Annotated in this window: 16 protein-coding genes and 1 pseudogene; 16 read left to right on the top strand and 1 reads right to left on the bottom strand. The window is 50.4% G+C overall.

Translation table 11 applies throughout. From position 1 onward, the window contains the following. From OGY83_RS17690 to yghD, 15 genes are all read left to right on the top strand, one after another. A partial coding sequence (locus tag OGY83_RS17690; protein ID WP_286636468.1) for a putative Ig domain-containing protein occupies positions 1-980 on the top strand: 980 nt, incomplete at its 5' end. Positions 981-1,463: 483 nt separating this feature from the next. After that, on the top strand, positions 1,464-5,945 hold the full coding sequence (sslE, locus tag OGY83_RS17685; protein ID WP_286636466.1) for a lipoprotein metalloprotease SslE: 4,482 nt from the start codon (positions 1,464-1,466) through the stop codon (positions 5,943-5,945). Between the two features lie 192 nt (positions 5,946-6,137). Beyond that, positions 6,138-6,947 (top strand): prepilin peptidase, encoded by an 810-nt coding sequence (locus tag OGY83_RS17680; protein ID WP_286636465.1) that lies wholly within the window; start codon positions 6,138-6,140, stop codon positions 6,945-6,947. 65 nt (positions 6,948-7,012) lie between these two features. After that, entirely contained in the window at positions 7,013-7,423 is a 411-nt protein-coding gene (gspS2, locus tag OGY83_RS17675; RefSeq protein WP_286636463.1) for a type II secretion system pilot lipoprotein GspS-beta, read from the top strand. Between the two features lie 17 nt (positions 7,424-7,440). Further along, on the top strand, positions 7,441-8,400 hold the full coding sequence (gspC, locus tag OGY83_RS17670; protein WP_286636462.1) for a type II secretion system protein GspC: 960 nt from the start codon (positions 7,441-7,443) through the stop codon (positions 8,398-8,400). A gap of 29 nt (positions 8,401-8,429) precedes the next feature. Beyond that, complete coding sequence (gene gspD / locus OGY83_RS17665; protein ID WP_286636460.1) at positions 8,430-10,490, top strand: type II secretion system secretin GspD; 2,061 nt, start codon at positions 8,430-8,432, stop codon at positions 10,488-10,490. Next, positions 10,490-11,983 carry a type II secretion system ATPase GspE gene (gene gspE / locus OGY83_RS17660; protein ID WP_286636458.1) on the top strand — a complete coding sequence of 498 codons (1,494 nt, stop codon included), beginning with the start codon at positions 10,490-10,492 and terminating at the stop codon, positions 11,981-11,983. Before gspD ends, gspE begins: the two co-directional genes overlap by 1 nt. Beyond that, the gene (gspF, locus tag OGY83_RS17655) at positions 11,983-13,206 is read left to right on the top strand and encodes a type II secretion system inner membrane protein GspF (RefSeq protein ID WP_286636457.1); all 1,224 of its coding nucleotides are present in this window, start codon (positions 11,983-11,985) and stop codon (positions 13,204-13,206) included. The genes gspE and gspF overlap by 1 nt, the downstream gene beginning before the upstream one ends. 16 nt (positions 13,207-13,222) lie before the next feature. After that, positions 13,223-13,678 (top strand): type II secretion system major pseudopilin GspG, encoded by a 456-nt coding sequence (gspG, locus tag OGY83_RS17650; protein WP_286636456.1) that lies wholly within the window; start codon positions 13,223-13,225, stop codon positions 13,676-13,678. Between the two features lie 3 nt (positions 13,679-13,681). Then, positions 13,682-14,245 carry a type II secretion system minor pseudopilin GspH gene (gspH, locus tag OGY83_RS17645; RefSeq protein WP_286636455.1) on the top strand — a complete coding sequence of 188 codons (564 nt, stop codon included), beginning with the start codon at positions 13,682-13,684 and terminating at the stop codon, positions 14,243-14,245. After that, positions 14,242-14,613, top strand: a complete 372-nt coding sequence (gene gspI, locus OGY83_RS17640) for a type II secretion system minor pseudopilin GspI (protein ID WP_286636454.1) — start codon at positions 14,242-14,244, stop codon at positions 14,611-14,613. Before gspH ends, gspI begins: the two co-directional genes overlap by 4 nt. Then, positions 14,610-15,215: a type II secretion system minor pseudopilin GspJ gene (gene gspJ, locus OGY83_RS17635; RefSeq protein ID WP_286636453.1), complete on the top strand. Its 606-nt coding sequence runs from the start codon at positions 14,610-14,612 to the stop codon at positions 15,213-15,215. The genes gspI and gspJ overlap by 4 nt, the downstream gene beginning before the upstream one ends. After that, on the top strand, positions 15,212-16,189 hold the full coding sequence (gspK, locus tag OGY83_RS17630) for a type II secretion system minor pseudopilin GspK (RefSeq protein ID WP_286636451.1): 978 nt from the start codon (positions 15,212-15,214) through the stop codon (positions 16,187-16,189). The genes gspJ and gspK overlap by 4 nt, the downstream gene beginning before the upstream one ends. Then, positions 16,186-17,364, top strand: coding sequence for a type II secretion system protein GspL (gene gspL, locus OGY83_RS17625; RefSeq protein ID WP_286636449.1), 1,179 nt, complete (start codon positions 16,186-16,188; stop codon positions 17,362-17,364). The genes gspK and gspL overlap by 4 nt, the downstream gene beginning before the upstream one ends. 1 nt (position 17,365) lies before the next feature. After that, complete coding sequence (gene yghD, locus OGY83_RS17620; protein ID WP_286636447.1) at positions 17,366-17,902, top strand: GspM family type II secretion system protein YghD; 537 nt, start codon at positions 17,366-17,368, stop codon at positions 17,900-17,902. A gap of 223 nt (positions 17,903-18,125) precedes the next feature. Here yghD and OGY83_RS17615 read toward each other — a convergent pair. Further along, a pseudogene (locus OGY83_RS17615) lies at positions 18,126-18,379 on the bottom strand (NAD(P)H-binding protein); the annotation flags it as partial. A gap of 137 nt (positions 18,380-18,516) precedes the next feature. Here OGY83_RS17615 and OGY83_RS17610 point away from each other — a divergent pair. Then, a partial coding sequence (locus OGY83_RS17610) for a helix-turn-helix domain-containing protein (protein ID WP_286636446.1) occupies positions 18,517-19,360 on the top strand: 844 nt, incomplete at its 3' end.

Here is a 19,360-nt window from a genome sequence, read left to right as displayed (position 1 = left end):
TATCGCCGGCATTACCGGCTGGTTTGGGGCTAAATTCTACAAATGGCACAATTACTGGTACTCCTACTGCTCCAGTAGGTCAAAGTAATTACACTATAACGGTGCGTGATGGGGCTTCGGGAGCAGAAGAGTCGGCAGATATTACTCTGGGAGTTGCTCCGGCGTTGAGTATCCAGCAACAAGTTTATAACCGTAACATAGCAACAGGTAGCTCTGTTAACTTTGCTCCATTGAGCATTAGTGGAGGTGTGGGGCCGATTGTCAGCATATCCCCAGCATTGCCAGCAGGTCTCACGCTTGACGCTTCCACGGGGGTGATTTCTGGAACAACCAGTGTAGTTACTTCAGCGACCGCCTACCAATTGTCTGTTACTGACAGTAATGGTAGCCCGACCAGAAAATTCACGTTGACTCTTGCAACAGTCAATGGGCCAATTATTACAGTTAACACTCCACAACGAGCTGCAATTGTAAATTCTTCATTGAACTACACTCCAATTACTGCTGTATCACCTACAGGGGGAAGTGTAACGTTTAGTGTTTCTCCAGCACTGCCCGCTGGCTTAGGCCTTAATTCAACAAATGGCAACATCAGTGGAACCCCTTCATCTCTATTCCCAGAGACAAGGTTTACCATGACTATTCGCGATAATAAATCAGGCGCTGAAGATATGGCGACATTTGAACTAAGTGTTGTACCAAACTTTACTGTAAAGCAAACAACATACAGCAAGACGCTAAAAGTTGGGGTAGATTCCAGTTTTGAAGTGCTTTCCATCAATGGAGGAAGTGGTCGTTATCGTTATTCTGTAACCCCTAATTTACCAGCAGGTATGCAGATTGAGCTTCTCCAGGACTCAACTATGATATTGAGTGGTACGCCACAAGCGACACAAGGAATTACTAAGTATAGTATTGATATAATTGACGATCTTGTTGGGAGAACTATTAAGCGGGAGTTAAGCATATCTATTAATTAATCAATACATAGGTTAATTTTAATATATTGAGAAGGCTATCATATAAATAATGTGATAGCTTTCTCATATTTTAATTATCCATCTCTATTGTCATTGTTAAGTATAGTGTCCGTATAGATTTTTCCTAACAATACAAAGCCGTTCTACTAGTTGTATGTGAGTTATATAAAGAAATATTATACCATTGCATTTGTTACTATTTCTTGGTTTAACATGATGTATTTATCATTAATGTTCGAAAAAACCGAATGATAGATGTAACATTAACCGATGTGAAGTTAATTAAACAATATTGATTTTTATTTTTGTCTTTAGTAGCATTTAGTTTGTTGATGTTGATTTGTTTTTTATCTCGTAATATTTTGGAATGAAAATGCCGTGATGTTATTCTGAGGTAGTTGGGGGTAATATATCTTAATCTAAGATCGGATATTTCAACCAATAATCACTGTTCTTACTTTTTGATAAAAACATATGTTATTAATGAATCAGTCTAAATATAAAAAATCAAGTTTAGCTATTATCTTGGGTACAATTCTATTAACCGCTTGTGATAGTGGTGGATCGTCATCCAATAATCTACCTTCCGATTCAGGGAGTAACTCTTCACCATCACCATCACCATCACCATCGCCATCGCCATCGCCATCGCCATCGCCATCGCCAATTGTTACTCAAACTGGCTATTTGACGTTAGGCGGAAGCCAGCGGGTAATTGGTGCTACCTGTAATGGTGAACCCAGTAACGGCTTTACTTTTACGCTAGGCGAAACTGTCAGTTGTGTGGTTGGTAGTACAGCAATTGCTACCTTTGACACCCAATCAGAAATTGCACGTAGCTTGCGTACGGTTGAAAAAGTATCGTTTAGTCTTGAGGATGCGAAAGAGCTGGCAAGCTCTGAAAATAAGAAAACTAATGCGGTCTCGCTGGTGACATCCAGCAACAGCTGTCCGGCCGATGCAGAACAGCTTTGTTTGACTTTCTCATCAGTGCTCGATCGCGTGCGCTTTGAAAAACTGTATAAGCAAATTGAGCTGGCAGCCGACGATTTCAGCAAGTTAGTGAATGAAGAGATAGATAATAATCCTGCAACAGATAAAGCACCATCCACTCATACGTCACCGGTAGTACCAGCAACAACACCGGGAACAACGCCGGATCTTAACGCTTCCTTCGTATCGGCTAACGCGGAGCAGTTTTATCAGTACCAGCCAAAAGAAATAATTCTCTCCACAGGCCGACTGGTAGATAGCCAGGGCAATGGTGTTGTTGGCATAAACTACTACACCAACTCCGGCCGCGGTGTAACCGGTGAAAACGGTGAGTTCTCCTTTAGTTGGGGAGAAACCATCTCCTTTGGTATCGACACCTTTGAGCTTGGCTCAGTACGTGGCAACAAGTCGACCATTACGCTGACGGAACTGGGGGACGAAGTTCGCGGGGCGAATATCGATCAGCTAATTCACCGCTATTCGACGACCGGGCAAAATAATACTCGTATTGTTCCAGCCGATGTGCGCAAGATCTTCGCCGAATATCCTAATGTGATCAACGAAATCATCAATCTCTCGCTATCCAATGGTGCGACGTTGAATAACGGTGATCAAGTCGTTACGTTGCCAAATGCATTTATCGCGCAATTAAAAACTGGCCAGGCAAAAGAAATTGATACTGCAATCTGTGCGAAAATCGAAGGTTGTAATCTGGCTCGCTGGTTCTCATTAACGACGCGCAATGTTAATGAAGGGCAGATCCAGAGTACTATCAATAAGCTGTGGGGCGTGGATACGAACTATAAATCTGTCACTAAATTTCACGTCTTCCATGACTCCACTAACTTCTACGGTAGTACTGGTAACGCGCGTGGTCAGGCGGTGGTGAATATCTCCAACGCAGCATTCCCTATTTTGATGGCTCGTAATGATAAAAACTACTGGCTTGCCTTTGGCGAGAAACGTGCTTGGGATAAAAATGAACTGGCGTACATTACTGAAGCCCCCTCTATTGTACGGCCAGAGAACGTAACACGCAAAACTGCCACCTTCAATCTGCCGTTTATTTCGCTGGGCCAAGTAGGCGATGGTAAGCTGATGGTTCTTGGCAACCCGTACTACAACAGCATCCTGCGTTGTCCGAACGGTTATAGCTGGAACGGGGGCGTTAATAAAGATGGACAATGTACGCTTAACAGCGATCCGGGCGATATGAAGAACTTCATGGAGAACGTGCTGCGCTATCTGTCAAATGAACGTTGGTTGCCGGATGCAAAATCCAATATGACCGTGGGTACTAACCTGGATACGGTGTATTTCAAAAAACATGGTCAGGTGCTGGGAAATAGCGCACCGTTTGGGTTCCACAAGGATTTCGCTGGCATCACGGTCAAACCGATGACCAGCTATGGCAATCTGAATCCAGATGAAGTTCCTCTGTTGATCCTCAATGGCTTTGAATACGTCACACAATGGGGTAACGATCCTTACTCCATTCCTCTGCGAGCAGATACCAGCAAACCGAAGCTGACTCAACAGGATGTGACAGATTTGATCGCCTATATGAACAAAGGTGGATCAGTGCTGATCATGGAAAACGTGATGAGCAATCTTAAGGAAGAGAGCGCATCTGGCTTTGTACGTCTGCTTGATGCCGCAGGTTTGTCGATGGCGCTTAACAAGTCGGTGGTAAATAACGATCCGCAAGGCTACCCGGACCGCGTTCGTCAACGACGTTCAACACCAATTTGGGTCTATGAGCGTTATCCGGCTGTCGATGGTAAACTACCGTATACCATTGATGACGCCACGAAAGAAGTTATCTGGAAATATCAGCAAGAAAACAAACCTGATGACAAACCGAAGCTGGAAGTTGCCAGCTGGCAGGAAGAAGTTGAGGGTAAACAGGTAACTCAATTCGCCTTTATTGATGAAGCCGACCACAAAACGCCTGAGTCGCTGGCGGCGGCGAAAAAGAGAATTCTGGATGCGTTCCCTGGGCTGGAGGAATGTAAGGATTCTGACTACCACTATGAGGTTAACTGTCTGGAATACCGTCCAGGCACGGGTGTGCCGGTAACCGGTAACATGTATGTTCCGCAGTATACGCAGCTGGATCTGGGGGCTGATACTGCGAAAGCGATGCTGCAGGCTGCGGATTTAGGCACCAACATTCAGCGTCTGTATCAGCATGAGCTTTATTTCCGCACCAATGGCCGTCAGGGTGAGCGTCTCAATAGCGTTGATCTGGAACGTTTATACCAAAACATGTCCGTCTGGCTGTGGAACGAAACGAAATATCGTTATGAAGAGGGTAAAGAAGACGAGCTGGGCTTTAAAACGTTCACTGAATTCCTGAACTGCTACACCAACAATGCATATTTTGGCACGCAGTGTTCTGCTGAGCTGAAAAAATCGCTGATCGATAACAAGATGATTTACGGTGATGAAAGCAGCAAAGCGGGAATGATGAACCCGAGCTACCCGCTCAACTATATGGAAAAACCGCTGACACGCCTGATGCTGGGCCGTTCCTGGTGGGATCTGAACATCAAAGTTGATGTTGAGAAGTATCCGGGAGTGGTGAATACAAACGGCGAAACCGTCACACAAAACATCAACTTGTACTCAGATCCAACCAAATGGTTTGCAGGTAATATGCAGTCAACAGGTTTGTGGGCACCTGCCCAGCAGGAAGTCAGCATTGAGTCAAAGGCGACAGTTCCTGTGACCGTGACTGTTGCGCTGGCCGACGACCTGACAGGACGAGAGAAGCATGAAGCTAGCCTGAATCGTCCGCCCAGAGTGACCAAAACCTATGACCTGAAAGCCAATGATAAGGTGACGTTCAAAGTCCCTTACGGTGGTCTGATTTATATCAAGAGCAACAGCCAAGAGGTGCAATCAGCTGACTTCACCTTTACCGGTGTGGTAAAAGCGCCGTTCTATAAAGACGGTAAGTGGCAACACGATCTGAACTCCCCAGCCCCGCTGGGCGAACTGGAGTCTACGTCGTTCGTCTATACCACACCGAAGAAGAACCTGAATGCCAGCAATTACACTGGCGGCGTAGCAGAATTCGCTAACGATCTGGATACCTTTGCCAGCTCAATGAATGATTTCTACGGTCGTGATAGTGAAAACGATAAGCACCGGATGTTTACCTTTAAAAACTTGCCGGGTCACAAACACCGTTTCACCAACGATGTGCAGATATCTATTGGTGACGCGCACTCTGGTTATCCGGTGATGAACAGTAGCTTCTCGCCGAACAGTACCACGCTGCCGACGACGCCGTTGAATGACTGGCTGATCTGGCATGAAGTAGGACATAACGCCGCAGAAACACCGCTGACTATACCGGGCGCGACCGAAGTGGCGAACAACGTGCTGGCGCTGTACATGCAGGATCGCTATCTCGGCAAGATGAACCGTGTCGCTGACGACATTGCCGTTGCACCGGAATATCTGGAGGAGAGCAAGGGCCAGGCATGGGCGCGTGGCGGTGCGGGTGACCGTCTGCTGATGTACGCACAGCTGAAGGAATGGGCAGAGAAAAACTTTGATATTAAGAAGTGGTATCCAGATGGTGCCCTGCCAGCATTCTACAGTGAGCGTGAAGGAATGAAAGGCTGGAACCTGTTCCAGCTGATGCACCGCAAAGCACGCGGCGATGAGGTTGGTAACAGCACTTTTGGCGGTAAGAATTACTGCGCTGAATCCAACGGTAACGCTGCAGACATGCTAATGCTGTGCGCCTCCTGGGTAGCCCAGACGGACCTTTCGGAGTTCTTTAAGAAATGGAATCCGGGCGCGAATGCTTACCAACTGCCGGGGGCAAGCGAGATGAGCTTCGGGGGGGGAGTGAGCCATTCGGCTTACAACACGCTCGCGTCGCTTAATCTGCCGAAACCGGAACAAGGGCCGGAAATCATTAATAAGGTTACCGAGCATAAGATGTCAGTCGAATAAGCCATAATGGGCCGGAAAAGGCGTTCACGCCGCATCCGACATGAAATAGTTGCACCGGGTCAACACATGTACCCGATGTGCTAGCTTATCGGGCCTACAGGCGAAGCCGTGATTGATTGCGTTGGCATACTCCTGTAGGCCGGATGAGTGTTCACGCCGCATCTGGTAAGTTATAACAAATAAAATTTAGCTATGCTTTTTGATGTTTTTCAGCAATACCCCGCTGTGATGCCCATACTGGCAACAGTCGGAGGATTGATCATCGGCAGTTTTTTGAATGTGGTGATTTGGCGTTACCCCATCATGCTACGCCAACAAATGGCTGAGTTTCAGGATGAAACGCCGAACACGCAGCCTAAAACGAGTCTGGTGCTGCCACGCTCGCACTGTCCGCATTGCAAGCAGACTATCCGCGTTCGTGACAATATTCCGATACTCTCATGGCTGATACTCAAAGGGCGCTGCCGTGACTGTCAGGCGAAAATTAGCAAACGTTATCCGTTGGTCGAGTTATTGACGGCACTCGTTTTTTTGCTGACGAGTCAGGTCTGTTCGGACAGTGGATGGGCGCTGGCCGTGATGATATTATCCGCCTGGCTGATTGCCGCGAGCATTATTGACCTCGATCACCAATGGCTGCCCGATATCTTTACTCAGGGCGTGTTGTGGACTGGGCTGATTGCGGCATGGGGACAGCAGAGCCCGCTAACGTTACAAGAAGCAGTCACCGGCGTACTGGTGGGGTTTGTCACCTTTTACTCACTGCGTTGGCTGGCCGGATTAATTCTTCGTAAAGAAGCATTAGGCATGGGCGATGTATTACTCTTCGCTGCTTTAGGTGGTTGGGTGGGGGCGTTGTCTCTGCCTAATGTTGCATTAATCGCATCATGCAGCGGCCTGATATATGCTGTTATTACAAAAAAAGGATCAACGGAGCTGCCTTTTGGACCGTGTTTAAGTCTGGGTGGTATAGCAACAATTTATTTACAGGAAATGCTTTAATGATGGACACATAATTATCGGAGTTACATTTTTACTCTAATTAATAACCTTGGGAATTATTCGTCATGTCGATAAAAAAGATGCCGGGGTGGGCATCAATATTGCTATTGTTAAGCGTTACAGGATTATTAAGTGGCTGCGCCAGCCATAATGAACACGCCAGTTTGCTGGCGAAAAAACAGGCTCAAAATATCAGCCAAAATCTGCCAATTAAATCTGCGGGATATACCTTAGTGCTGGCGCAAAGTAGCGGTACAACGGTAAAAATGACGATTATCAGCGAAGCGGGTGCCCAGACCACGCAGACGCCTGATGTCTTTTTAACCAGTTATCAACGGCAAATGTGCGCTGACCCGACGGTGAAATTGATGATCACCGAGGGAATTAATTACAGCATAACGATTAATGATACACGTACAGGTAACCAGTATCAGCGGAAACTGGATCGCACCACCTGTGGAATAGTCAAAGCATAACGTCGGGTAGATTTAAATTGGCGCGGGTTGTTTTTCGTGACGCACGAATTTATTTCATTCAATGGCTGACTAAATTTCGTCACACTCTTAGCCAGAGACAATCTCTTAATACAGACAAAGAGCATCTGCGAAAAATTGTACGCGCGATGTTCTGGCTGATGCTGCTTACTATTTCTGCAAAAATGGCGTATTCACTCTGGCGCTATATTTCCTTTTCTGCGGAATATACGGCGGTTTCCCCATCGGTGAATAAACCGACTCGTGCGGATGCAAAAACGTTCAATAAAAAAGACATGCAATTAATCAGCCAACAAAACTGGTTTGGCAAGTTTCAGCCCATCGCCGCGCCGGTAAAACAACCCGAACCTGTGCCTGTGGCAGAAACGCGTCTTAACGTGGTACTGCGCGGGATCGCCTTTGGTGCCAGACCTGGCGCGGTTATTGAAGAAGGCGGCAAACAGCAGGTTTATTTGCAGGGCGAAACGCTGGCCTCTCACAACGCGGTGATCGAGGAAATCAATCGCGACCATGTGATGCTGCGCTATCAGGGAAAAATGGAGCGCCTGAGTCTGACAGAAGAGGAGCGTTCCACTCTAGCCGTGACCAACAAAAAAGCCGTCAGTAACGAAGCAAAGCAAGCTGTTGCTGAGCCTGCTGCCAGTGCGCCAGTTGAGATCCCGGCCGCCGTGCGTCAGGAACTGGCGAAAGATCCGCAGAAAATTTTTAACTATATCCAGCTTACGCCTGTGCGTAAGGAGGGGATTGTCGGTTATGCAGTGAAGCCGGGGGTAGATCGTTCTCTGTTCGATGCCAGCGGTTTCAAGGACGGCGATATCGCCATTGCGCTAAATCAGCAGGATTTCACTGATCCACGAGCAATGATTGCTCTGATGCGGCAGTTACCTTCAATGGATTCCATTCAACTTACGGTTTTACGCAAGGGTGCGCGCTACGACATTTCCATCGCGCTGCGCTAACCGCATTTAATCCAGGAGAATCATTCATCGTGTTTTGGCGTGATATTACGTTGTCGGTCTGGCGTAAGAAGACAACTGGCCTCAAAACAAAAAAGCGTTTACTGCCGCTGGTGCTGGCAGCGGCATTATGTAGTTCACCGGTCTGGGCGGGAGAAGCAACCTTCACCGCCAATTTTAAGGATACCGACCTGAAATCGTTCATCGAAACCGTTGGCGCTAACCTCAATAAAACCATCATTATGGGGCCTGGCGTACAGGGGAAAGTAAGTATTCGCACCATGACCCCGCTCAATGAACGCCAGTATTACCAGCTATTCCTAAACCTGCTGGAAGCGCAGGGGTATGCCGTCGTATCGATGGAAAACGACGTGCTGAAGGTGGTGAAATCCAGCGCCGCGAAAGTCGAGCCGCTGCCGCTGGTCGGTGAAGGTAGCGATAACTATGCGGGCGATGAAATGGTCACCAAAGTAGTGCCGGTACGTAATGTGTCGGTACGCGAGCTGGCACCGATTCTGCGCCAGATGATCGACAGCGCAGGCTCAGGCAACGTTGTTAATTACGATCCCTCCAACGTAATTATGCTCACCGGACGCGCCTCAGTTGTGGAACGGCTGACAGAAGTGATCCAGCGCGTGGATCATGCGGGAAACCGCACTGAAGAGGTGATCCCTCTGGATAACGCCTCGGCTTCGGAAATTGCCCGCGTGCTGGAAAGCCTGACTAAAAATAGCGGCGAGAACCAGCCTGCGACGCTGAAATCTCAAATTGTCGCCGACGAACGCACCAACAGTGTGATTGTCAGTGGTGACCCCGCCACCCGAGACAAAATGCGCCGCCTGATCCGTCGGCTGGATTCAGAAATGGAGCGCAGCGGCAACAGCCAGGTTTTCTATCTCAAATACAGCAAAGCCGAAGATCTGGTCGATGTGCTGAAGCAGGTCAGCGGCACGCTCACGGCCGCAAAAGAAGAGGCAGAAGGCACGGTCGGTAGCGGGCGTGAGGTTGTCTCCATCGCCGCCAGCAAACATAGTAATGCCCTGATTGTTACTGCGCCGCAGGACATCATGCAGTCGCTACAAAGCGTGATTGAACAGCTGGATATTCGCCGTGCTCAGGTGCATGTCGAGGCGTTAATCGTCGAAGTTGCCGAAGGCAGCAATATCAACTTCGGCGTGCAGTGGGCGTCGAAAGATGCCGGATTAATGCAGTTTGCCAACGGTACGCAGATCCCTATTGGCACGCTGGGGGCGGCGATTTCTCAGGCGAAACCGCAGAAAGGTTCCACGGTGATCAGTGAAAATGGTGCCACCACCATTAACCCGGATACCAACGGCGATCTCTCCACGCTCGCCCAGCTTCTTTCTGGCTTTAGCGGTACGGCGGTTGGCGTAGTGAAAGGCGACTGGATGGCGCTGGTACAGGCGGTTAAAAACGACTCCAGCTCGAATGTCCTCTCCACGCCGAGCATCACCACGCTGGACAACCAGGAGGCCTTCTTCATGGTGGGCCAGGACGTTCCGGTATTAACCGGCTCTACCGTTGGCTCCAATAACAGCAATCCTTTCAATACTGTAGAGAGGAAAAAAGTCGGCATCATGCTGAAAGTCACGCCGCAGATTAACGAAGGTAACGCGGTACAGATGGTGATTGAGCAGGAAGTCTCGAAGGTGGAAGGACAGACCAGTCTCGATGTCGTGTTTGGTGAGCGCAAACTGAAAACCACCGTGCTAGCTAACGATGGTGAGCTGATCGTGCTAGGCGGTCTGATGGACGACCAGGCGGGAGAAAGTGTGGCGAAAGTACCTCTGCTGGGCGATATCCCGTTGATTGGTAACCTGTTTAAATCCACGGCAGATAAAAAAGAAAAACGCAATCTGATGGTGTTTATCCGCCCGACCATCCTGCGTGACGGTATGGCGGCAGACGGCGTGTCGCAGCGCAAATATAACTACATGCGTGCCGAACAGATCTATCGCGATGAGCAAGGCTTAAGCCTGATGCCGCATACCGCGCAGCCGGTACTGCCAGCGCAAAACCAGGCATTACCGCCGGAAGTACGCGCGTTCCTTAATGCCGGGAGAACGCGTTAATGGTGCCTGTAGCACAGGAAACCACCGCTAACACCGTGCGTCTGCCTTACAGTTTCAGCCGTCGGTTTAGTCTGGTTGCATGGTGCGAAGCGTCGCTGGAGATCCTCCATGTGCATCCGCTGTCGCTTTCAGTCTTGCAGGAGCTGCAACGGGGGATAAGCACGCCTTTTACGCTGCGGCAAATCGACGAGGCCGAATTTGAACAGCAACTGAATGCGGTCTGGCAGCGGGACTCTTCCGAGGCTCGCCAGCTGATGGAAGATCTCGGTTCTGCTGAGGACTTTTTTACCCTCGCAGAAGAACTGCCGGAAACTGAAGATCTGCTGGAAAGTGACGACGATGCGCCGATCATCAAACTGATTAACGCCATGCTGGCAGAGGCGATTAAAGAAGGCGCTTCGGATATCCACATCGAGACATTTGAAAAGAGTCTGGTGATCCGTTTTCGTGTTGACGGCACATTACATGAAATGCTGCGCCCCGGGCGCAAACTGGCCTCGCTGCTGGTCTCGCGTATTAAGGTGATGGCTCGGCTGGATATTGCAGAAAAGCGCGTACCGCAGGATGGACGTATTGCGCTGCTGCTGGGCGGTCGGGCGATTGATGTGCGTGTCTCCACCATGCCTTCCGCCTGGGGCGAGCGCGTGGTGCTGCGACTGCTGGACAAAAACCAGGCCCGCCTGACGCTGGAGCGTCTGGGGCTGAGTCATGAACTGACCGCGCAGTTGCGCCAGTTATTGCACAAACCGCACGGCATCTTTCTGGTGACGGGGCCGACAGGTTCCGGCAAAAGCACCACGCTGTACGCCGGATTGCAGGAGCTGAACAACCACTCGCGCAACATTCTCACAGTTGAAGACCCCATCGAATACATGATTGAAGGGATAGGCCAGACACAGGTCAACACCCGCGTCGGCATGACCTTTGCCCGTGGTCTGCGCGCGATTTTGCGTCAGGACCCGGATGTGGTGATGGTCGGTGAAATCCGCGATACCGAAACCGCAGAAATCGCCGTCCAGGCATCGCTCACGGGGCACCTGGTACTTTCCACGCTGCATACCAACACGGCGGTGGGGGCGATCACGCGTTTGCAGGATATGGGCGTGGAGCCTTTCCTGCTCTCTTCCTGTCTGACGGGGGTGATGGCGCAGCGACTGGTTCGCACGCTGTGTCCCGACTGCCGCCAGGCCCAGCCTGCCACCGACGAAGAAAAACGTCTGCTGGGAATTACCGACACGCGTACCGTCACTCTGTACCATCCGCAGGGCTGCTCCGCCTGTAATCACAAAGGTTTTCACGGACGTACTGCCATCCACGAGCTGATCGTGGTGGACGCCACATTGCGTGATTGGATCCACCGTCAGGCCGGGGAACTGGAGCTGGAACGTTATGTTCGGCAACACTCTGCCGGTATCCGCAGCAACGGCATTGAGAAAGTACTCGCCGGAGAAACCTCTCTCGATGAAGTTCTGCGGGTAACGATGGAGGCGTAATGGCACTGTTTTACTATCAGGCGCTACAGCGCAATGGCCGTAAAACTAAAGGCATGATTGAGGCGGATTCCGCGCGTCATGCCCGTCAGTTGTTGCGCGGTAAAGAGCTCATTCCCGTGCACATTGAAGCCAGGATGAATGCCTCAGCAGGGGGATTGTTGCAGCGTCAGCGACACGCACATCGTCGCGTGGCGGCGGCAGATCTGGCGCTGTTCACTCGCCAACTGGCAACGCTGGTACAGGCAGCAATGCCGCTGGAAACCTGCTTACAGGCGGTCAGTGAGCAAAGTGAAAAACTGCATGTAAAAAGTCTTGGAATGGCGCTGCGCAGCCGGATTCAGGAAGGTTATACCCTGTCGGACAGCCTGCGTGAACATCCCCGTGTCTTTGATTCTCTGTTTTGTTCGATGGTGGCTGCCGGAGAAAAGTCCGGGCATCTCGACGTGGTGCTCAATCGCCTGGCGGATTACACCGAACAGCGGCAGCGCCTGAAGTCACGCCTGCTGCAGGCCATGCTCTACCCACTGGTATTGCTGGTGGTGGCAACGGGCGTGGTCACTATTTTACTGACGGCAGTAGTGCCGAAAATTATCGAACAGTTCGATCATCTCGGACACGCGCTGCCCGCCTCCACCCGCACGCTTATCGCCATGAGCGATGCGTTACAGGCCAGCGGCGTTTACTGGCTGGCAGGTTTGCTGGGGCTTTTGGTACTGGGGCAGCGGCTACTCAAAAGTCCTGCTATGCGACTGCGCCGGGATAAAACCTTGCTGCGCCTGCCTGTGACGGGGCGTGTTGCGCGTGGGCTGAATACGGCGCGTTTTTCCCGAACCTTAAGCATCCTTACCGCCAGCAGTGTTCCACTGCTGGAAGGCATTCAGACCGCCGCCGCCGTGTCGGCAAATCGCTATGTCGAGCAACAACTGCTGCTGGCGGCAGATCGCGTCCGCGAAGGAAGTAGTCTGCGCGCTGCGCTGGCAGAGTTGCACCTGTTCCCACCGATGATGCTGTACATGATCGCCTCGGGTGAACAGAGCGGCGAGCTGGAAACCATGCTTGAGCAGGCCGCTGTCAACCAGGAACGGGAATTTGATACCCAGGTGGGGTTGGCGCTGGGGCTGTTTGAACCGGCACTGGTGGTGATGATGGCGGGCGTGGTCCTGTTTATCGTCATCGCCATCCTCGAACCGATGCTGCAACTGAACAATATGGTTGGAATGTAATTTACGGAGTTATCACATGAATTCGTTATCCCGCACACAAAAACCACGGGCAGGTTTTACCCTGCTGGAAGTGATGGTAGTGATTGTTATTCTTGGCGTTCTGGCAAGCCTGGTTGTGCCTAACCTTTTAGGCAACAAAGAGAAAGCAGATCGACAAAAAACCATCAGTGATATCGTGGCACTGGAAAACGCGCTGGATATGTACCGACTGGATAACGGGCGTTATCCGACCACCGAACAGGGGCTTGAGGCGCTGATCCAGCAACCGGCCAATATGACGGATCCCCGCAACTACCGTACCGGTGGATACATTAAACGACTGCCAAAAGATCCGTGGGGCAATAATTATCAGTATCTTAGCCCTGGTGAAAAAGGGATGTTTGATGTTTACACCTTAGGGGCGGATGGTCAGGAAAACGGGGAAGGCGCTGCCGCAGATATCGGTAACTGGAATTTGCAGGAGTTTCAGTAATCAGTGCCTGGACGCGGATTCACTCTTCTGGAAATCATGCTGGTGATTTTCCTTATCGGCCTTGCCAGTGCGGGCGTGGTACAGACTTTTGCGACCGATTCTGAATCGCCCGCGAAAAAAGCGGCGCAGGATTTTCTGACCCGTTTTGCGCAGTTTAAGGACAAGGCGGTGATCGAAGGGCAAACACTCGGTGTGTTAATCGACCCGCCTGGCTATCAGTTTATGCAGCGTCGTCAGGGGCAGTGGTTGCCCGTTTCTGCGACCCGGTCATCGGCACAGGTTACGGTGCCGAAACAGGTGCAGATGCTGTTACAACCCGGAAGTGATATCTGGCAGAAGGAGTATGAACTGGAGATGCAACGTCGTCGCCTGACGCTGCACGATATTGAACTGGAGCTGCAAAAAGAGGCGAAAAAGAAGACGCCGCAGATCCGCTTCTCGCCTTTCGAACCCGTCACGCCGTTTACGCTGCGCTTTTACTCTGCGGCGCAAAACGCATGTTGGGCGGTAAAACTGTCGCATGGTGGCGCGTTATCTCTCAATCAATGCGATGAGAGGATGCCATGAAGCGTGGATTTACGTTGCTGGAGGTGATTATCGCGCTGGCGATTTTTGCGCTAGCTGCCACGGCGGTGTTACAGATTGCCAGCGGTGCGCTGAGTAATCAGCAAGTTCTTGAGGAGAAAACGGTAGCGGGCTGGGTAGCCGAAAACCAGACCGCACTGCTCTACCTGATGACCCGCGAGCAGCGGGCGGTCAGGCATCAGGGTGAGAGCGACATGGCAGGAAACCGCTGGTACTGGCGAACGATCCCACTGAATACGGGCAACGCGCTGCTACAGGCGGTGGATATTGAAGTCAGCCTTAATGAAGACTTTTCGCCGGTGATTCAGTCACGACGCGCCTGGTTTAGCGCCGTGGGAGGGCTGCAGTGAAAAGGATTCGCTCTGGCTTTACGTTACTGGAAATGCTGGTAGCAATCGCCATTTTTGCCTCGCTGGCACTGATGGCGCAGCAGGTGACAAACGGTGTCACGCGCGTAAATAGCGCCGTCGTCGAACACGATCAAAAACTAAATTTCATGCAGCAAACGATGAGTTTTTTAAACCACGATCTGACACAAATGATGCCGCGTCCGGTAAGAGGCGAACAGGGTCAGCGTGAACCAGCGTTACTGGCGGGTGCTGGCGTGCTGGCATCTGAGAGTGAAGGAATGCGCTTTGTGCGCGGCGGCGTGGTTAATCCGTTGATGCGCCTGCCACGCAGTAATCTGCTCACCGTTGGTTATCGCATTCATGATGGTTATCTCGAACGGTTAGCCTGGCCGCTGACCGATGCAGCAGGCAGCGTGAAGCCAACAACGCAAAAATTAATCCCGGCGGATTCGCTTCGTTTGCAGTTCTACGACGGCACACGCTGGCAGGAGAGTTGGTCGTCACAGCAGGCGATCCCTGTGGCGGTGCGTATGACCCTGCATTCGCCGCAATGGGGCGATATTGAACGCATCTGGTTGTTGCGCGGGCCGCAATTATCATGATCACCTCACCACCAAAACGCGGAATGGCACTGGTCGTGGTGCTGGTATTGCTGGCGGTCATGATGCTGGTAACCATCACGCTTTCCGGGCGAATGCAACAACAACTTGGGCGAACGCGCAGCCAGCAGGAGTACCAGCAGTCGCTGTGGTACAGCGCCAGTGCAGAAAGCCTGGCGTTGAGCGCGCTTAGTCTGAGTCTGAAAGATGAACAACGCGTGCATCTGGCACAGCCGTGGGCTTCTGGCCCTCGTTTTTTCCCACTGCCGCAGGGGCAAATCGCCGTCACTCTGCGTGACGCCCAAGCCTGCTTTAACCTGAATGCCCTCGCTCAACCGACGACGGAATCGCGTCCGCTTGCGGTGCAACAGCTGATTACCCTGATCTCTCGTCTGGATGTACCTGCTTATCGGGCCGAACTTATAGCCGAGAGCCTGTGGGAATTTATTGACGAAGATCGCAGCGTGCAGACGCGACTGGGGCGTGAAGACAGCGAGTACCTCGCTCGTTCGGTGCCTTTCTACGCTGCTAATCAACCGCTGGCTGATATCAGCGAGATGCGTGTGGTGCAGGGAATGGACGCTGGACTTTATCAAAAACTGAAACCGCTGGTCTGTGCGCTGCCGATGACCCGCCAGCAAATCAACATCAATACCCTGGACGTCACGCAAAGCGTGATTCTTGAGGCGCTGTTTGACCCGTGGTTAAACCCTGTTCAGGCGCGGGCGTTATTACAACAACGTCCGGCGAAGGGCTGGGAAGATGTCGATCAGTTTCTTGCACAGCAGCTACTCGCTGACGTCGATGAGCGTACTAAAAAACAGCTAAAAACCGTCCTGAGCGTGGACAGCAATTACTTCTGGCTGCGTTCAGATATTACCGTGAATGAGATTGAACTGACGATGAATTCGTTAATTGTCCGCATGGGTCCACAACACTTTTCTATTCTCTGGCATCAGACAGGAGAAAGTGAGTGAGTTCCATGCTTGAGATTTTTTTCCCGCTTTGCACCGCTGATCCCATCCGCTGGCAGCACCGTACACCCGACGTGGAGCACGGCACCTGGCCTGACGTCGCCGATGAACGTCTCCAGCAATGGCTGAAAACTGATGCGATTCGACTCTACATTCCCGGCGAATGGATCAGCGTCTGGCAGGTTGAACTGCCTGATGTTGCACGCAAGCAGATACTGAATATTCTGCCAGCCTTACTGGAAGAAGAGCTGAACCAGGATATCGACGAACTGCATTTTGCCCCGTTGAAAATCGACCAGAAACTGGCAACCGTAGCGGTGATTAACCAGCAGCATATGTGCAACATTGCGCAGTGGTTGCAGGAAAACGGCATCACCCGCGCTACCGTCGCGCCAGACTGGATGTCCATTCCTTGTGGGTTTATGGCTGGCGATGCGCAACGGGTTATCTGCCGCATCGATGAATGCCGGGGATGGAGCGCCGGGCGGGCGCTGGCTCCGGTCATGTTCCGCGCACAGCTCAATGAGCAGGATTTACCGCTTTCACTAACCGCGGTCGGCATTGCACCGGAAGAACTATCTGCATGGGCTGGTGCGGACGTCGAACGCTTGACAGTTACGGCTCAGCCCGCCATTACCACTTATGGCGAACCTGAAGGGAATCTTCTGACAGGGCCGTGGCAGCCTCGTGTCAGCTATCGAAAACAGTGGGCGCGCTGGCGGGTGATGATTCTGCCGATATTGCTGATTCTGGTTGCTCTGGCAGTGGAGCGGGGCGTGGCGTTATGGAGCGTCAGCGAACAGGTGGCGCAAAGTCGCGCCCAGGCTGAGAAACAGTTCTTAACACTGTTCCCGGAGCAGAAGCGGATTGTGAATTTGCGCTCTCAGGTCACGATGGCGCTGAAAAAATATCGCCCACAGACCGACGAAACCGATCTGCTCGCTGAGTTGTCAGCGATTGCCAGTATCCTGAAATCAGCGTCACTTTCCGACATCGAGATGCGTGGTTTCACCTTTGATCAAAAACGCCAGACGCTTCACCTCCAGCTACGGGCCGCGAACTTTGCCAGCTTCGACAAACTGCGTACCACGCTGGCGGCAGATTTTGTTGTGCAGCAAGACGCGTTACAGAAAGAGGGTGGTGCGGTTTCCGGCGGCGTAACGTTGCGGAGGAAATAACATGTTACGCGATAAATTTATTCACTATTTTCAGCATTGGCGTGAACGCCAGTTAAGCCGTGGCGAACACTGGCTGGCACAACACCTGGCGGAGCGTTCGCCGCGAGAAAAGGGCATGTTGCTGGCCGCGGTGGTGTTCCTGTTTAGCGCCGGATATTACTCCCTCGTTTGGCTGCCTTTAAGCGAACAGATTGAGCAACAGGAGACAACGTTGCAGCAATTAATGGTCATGAACAATCAGTTGAAGAGCGCCGCGCCAGATATTATTGCTGCGCGAAAATCCGGCGCGACAACGCCCGTTCAGCTGTCCCGGGTTATCAGTGACAGTGCTTCCGCGCACTCAGTGGTCATCAAGCGGATAGCCGAGCGCGGGGAGAATATTCAAGTCTGGATAGAACCTGTGGTGTTTAATGATCTGCTGAACTGGCTCAATACGCTGAACGAAAAATATGCGCTGCGGGTGACACAAATTGATGTCAGTGCAGATGAAAAGGCAGGAATGGTGAACGTGCAGCGACTCGAATTTGGGCAAGGGTAGGGCATTATGGTTGGAGGGGAAGAGGAGGTACCCAGTAAAAGTCTACCTGCTAAGGGAATAGTTATAGAGCCCTCATGTCTCATACCAATCATCTCGAGGGCAACCTCGATGCTCTATGTTTAACAACCTATAGTGAATTTTGGGAATCTGTTGCTGGTCGTTCATATGGAAACTTGTATCAGTTACCTATTAATGTCGAACGTAAGCCGGATGCGGTCCATTAGTCTATCGTTCCGGCACCAATACGGGCCTGACCATCGGAACCGAGAGTGAAGATGATGGCATTAATACCTTTCGTCAATTCGATGAGTCTTTCAGGCATTGAAACATCACCGTAAAAATAAACCTTTCCAAGAGAAGCAATTTTACTTTACGTATAGTTCTGACCAGAGCGACGGGGTGATGGACCATTTTAATAGTGGTATTCACGATATGAAAGTCAATACTTCCTGTCGCCCCTGCAACGAGTATTTTCATGATAAACCTTCAGATAATTCAGACTTATTTTCGATTATGTGCTGCTCAAAAAGCTAAGTTTTTACAAAATTTGAGGTGTAATCTTACTTTTATAAGGTTTAGGGTTGCCATAAGGAGTTAATTTCGGGGTTGGTTGAATGAAAGAAATGACCATGAAAGCAATTGTAGAATGGATTGAGGAGAACGTCTCATCAGGTATTTCCATTGATGATATTGTAAGATACTCCGGATACTCAAGGCGACATATTCATGAGATTTTCAAAGAGTATGTAAATATGCCTCCTGGGCAGTATATACGGCACCGAAGGTTATCCCGGGCAGCTATTAGATTAAGGTTAACGTCGCAATCTGCAACCGACATAGCACATCATTTGGCTTTTGATTCACAGCAGTCTTTTTCTCGGGAATTTAAAAAATTGTTTGGAGTGTCACCTCGGGAGTATAGGCTTAGTGAAAGCTGGAGTCTGAATAACTTAAAAATACCATTTAATTTTAACTTTCAGGATTTGCCAGAATTAAGATTGGTGGAACTGCCAGAAATGAGTTTTGTGGGCTATGAAGTTAATTATAGTGAGTTTATTAGTGATAAGCCAATTGACAGTAACCCACTCAGAATGGAGGCAATAGTTAGAAATTTAAATCACTACAAAGAAGATGTTTATCTATTATCAAGCTTTGAACCGAAAAGAAAAAATGATAATAAACTTGATGTTACGACTTTCATTGGTATTAAGGCTCAGGAAGGCAAGCAAACCAGAATGGTGAAGAGTCAAATAAACCCGCCAGGGTTATATGCAAACTTCACATTCCGGGGCAACTGGGTGGACTATTCTTCTGCTTCCAGACGAATTTATATGGAAATGCTGCCAAAGCATAGACTTAAACGAAAACGTGGAGTTGATATTGAGCACTTCAAGTTTATAGATAACACATCAACAGCAGAGGATTATTTGTTTGAGGTTGAATATTATATTCCAGTAA

The organism is Citrobacter sp. Cpo090 (genome assembly GCF_030332665.1).
Lineage (GTDB): Bacteria > Pseudomonadota > Gammaproteobacteria > Enterobacterales > Enterobacteriaceae > Citrobacter > Citrobacter portucalensis.
The sequence above is the reverse complement of the archived record's forward strand: the minus strand, read 5'-3'. Positions and strand labels throughout refer to the sequence as shown.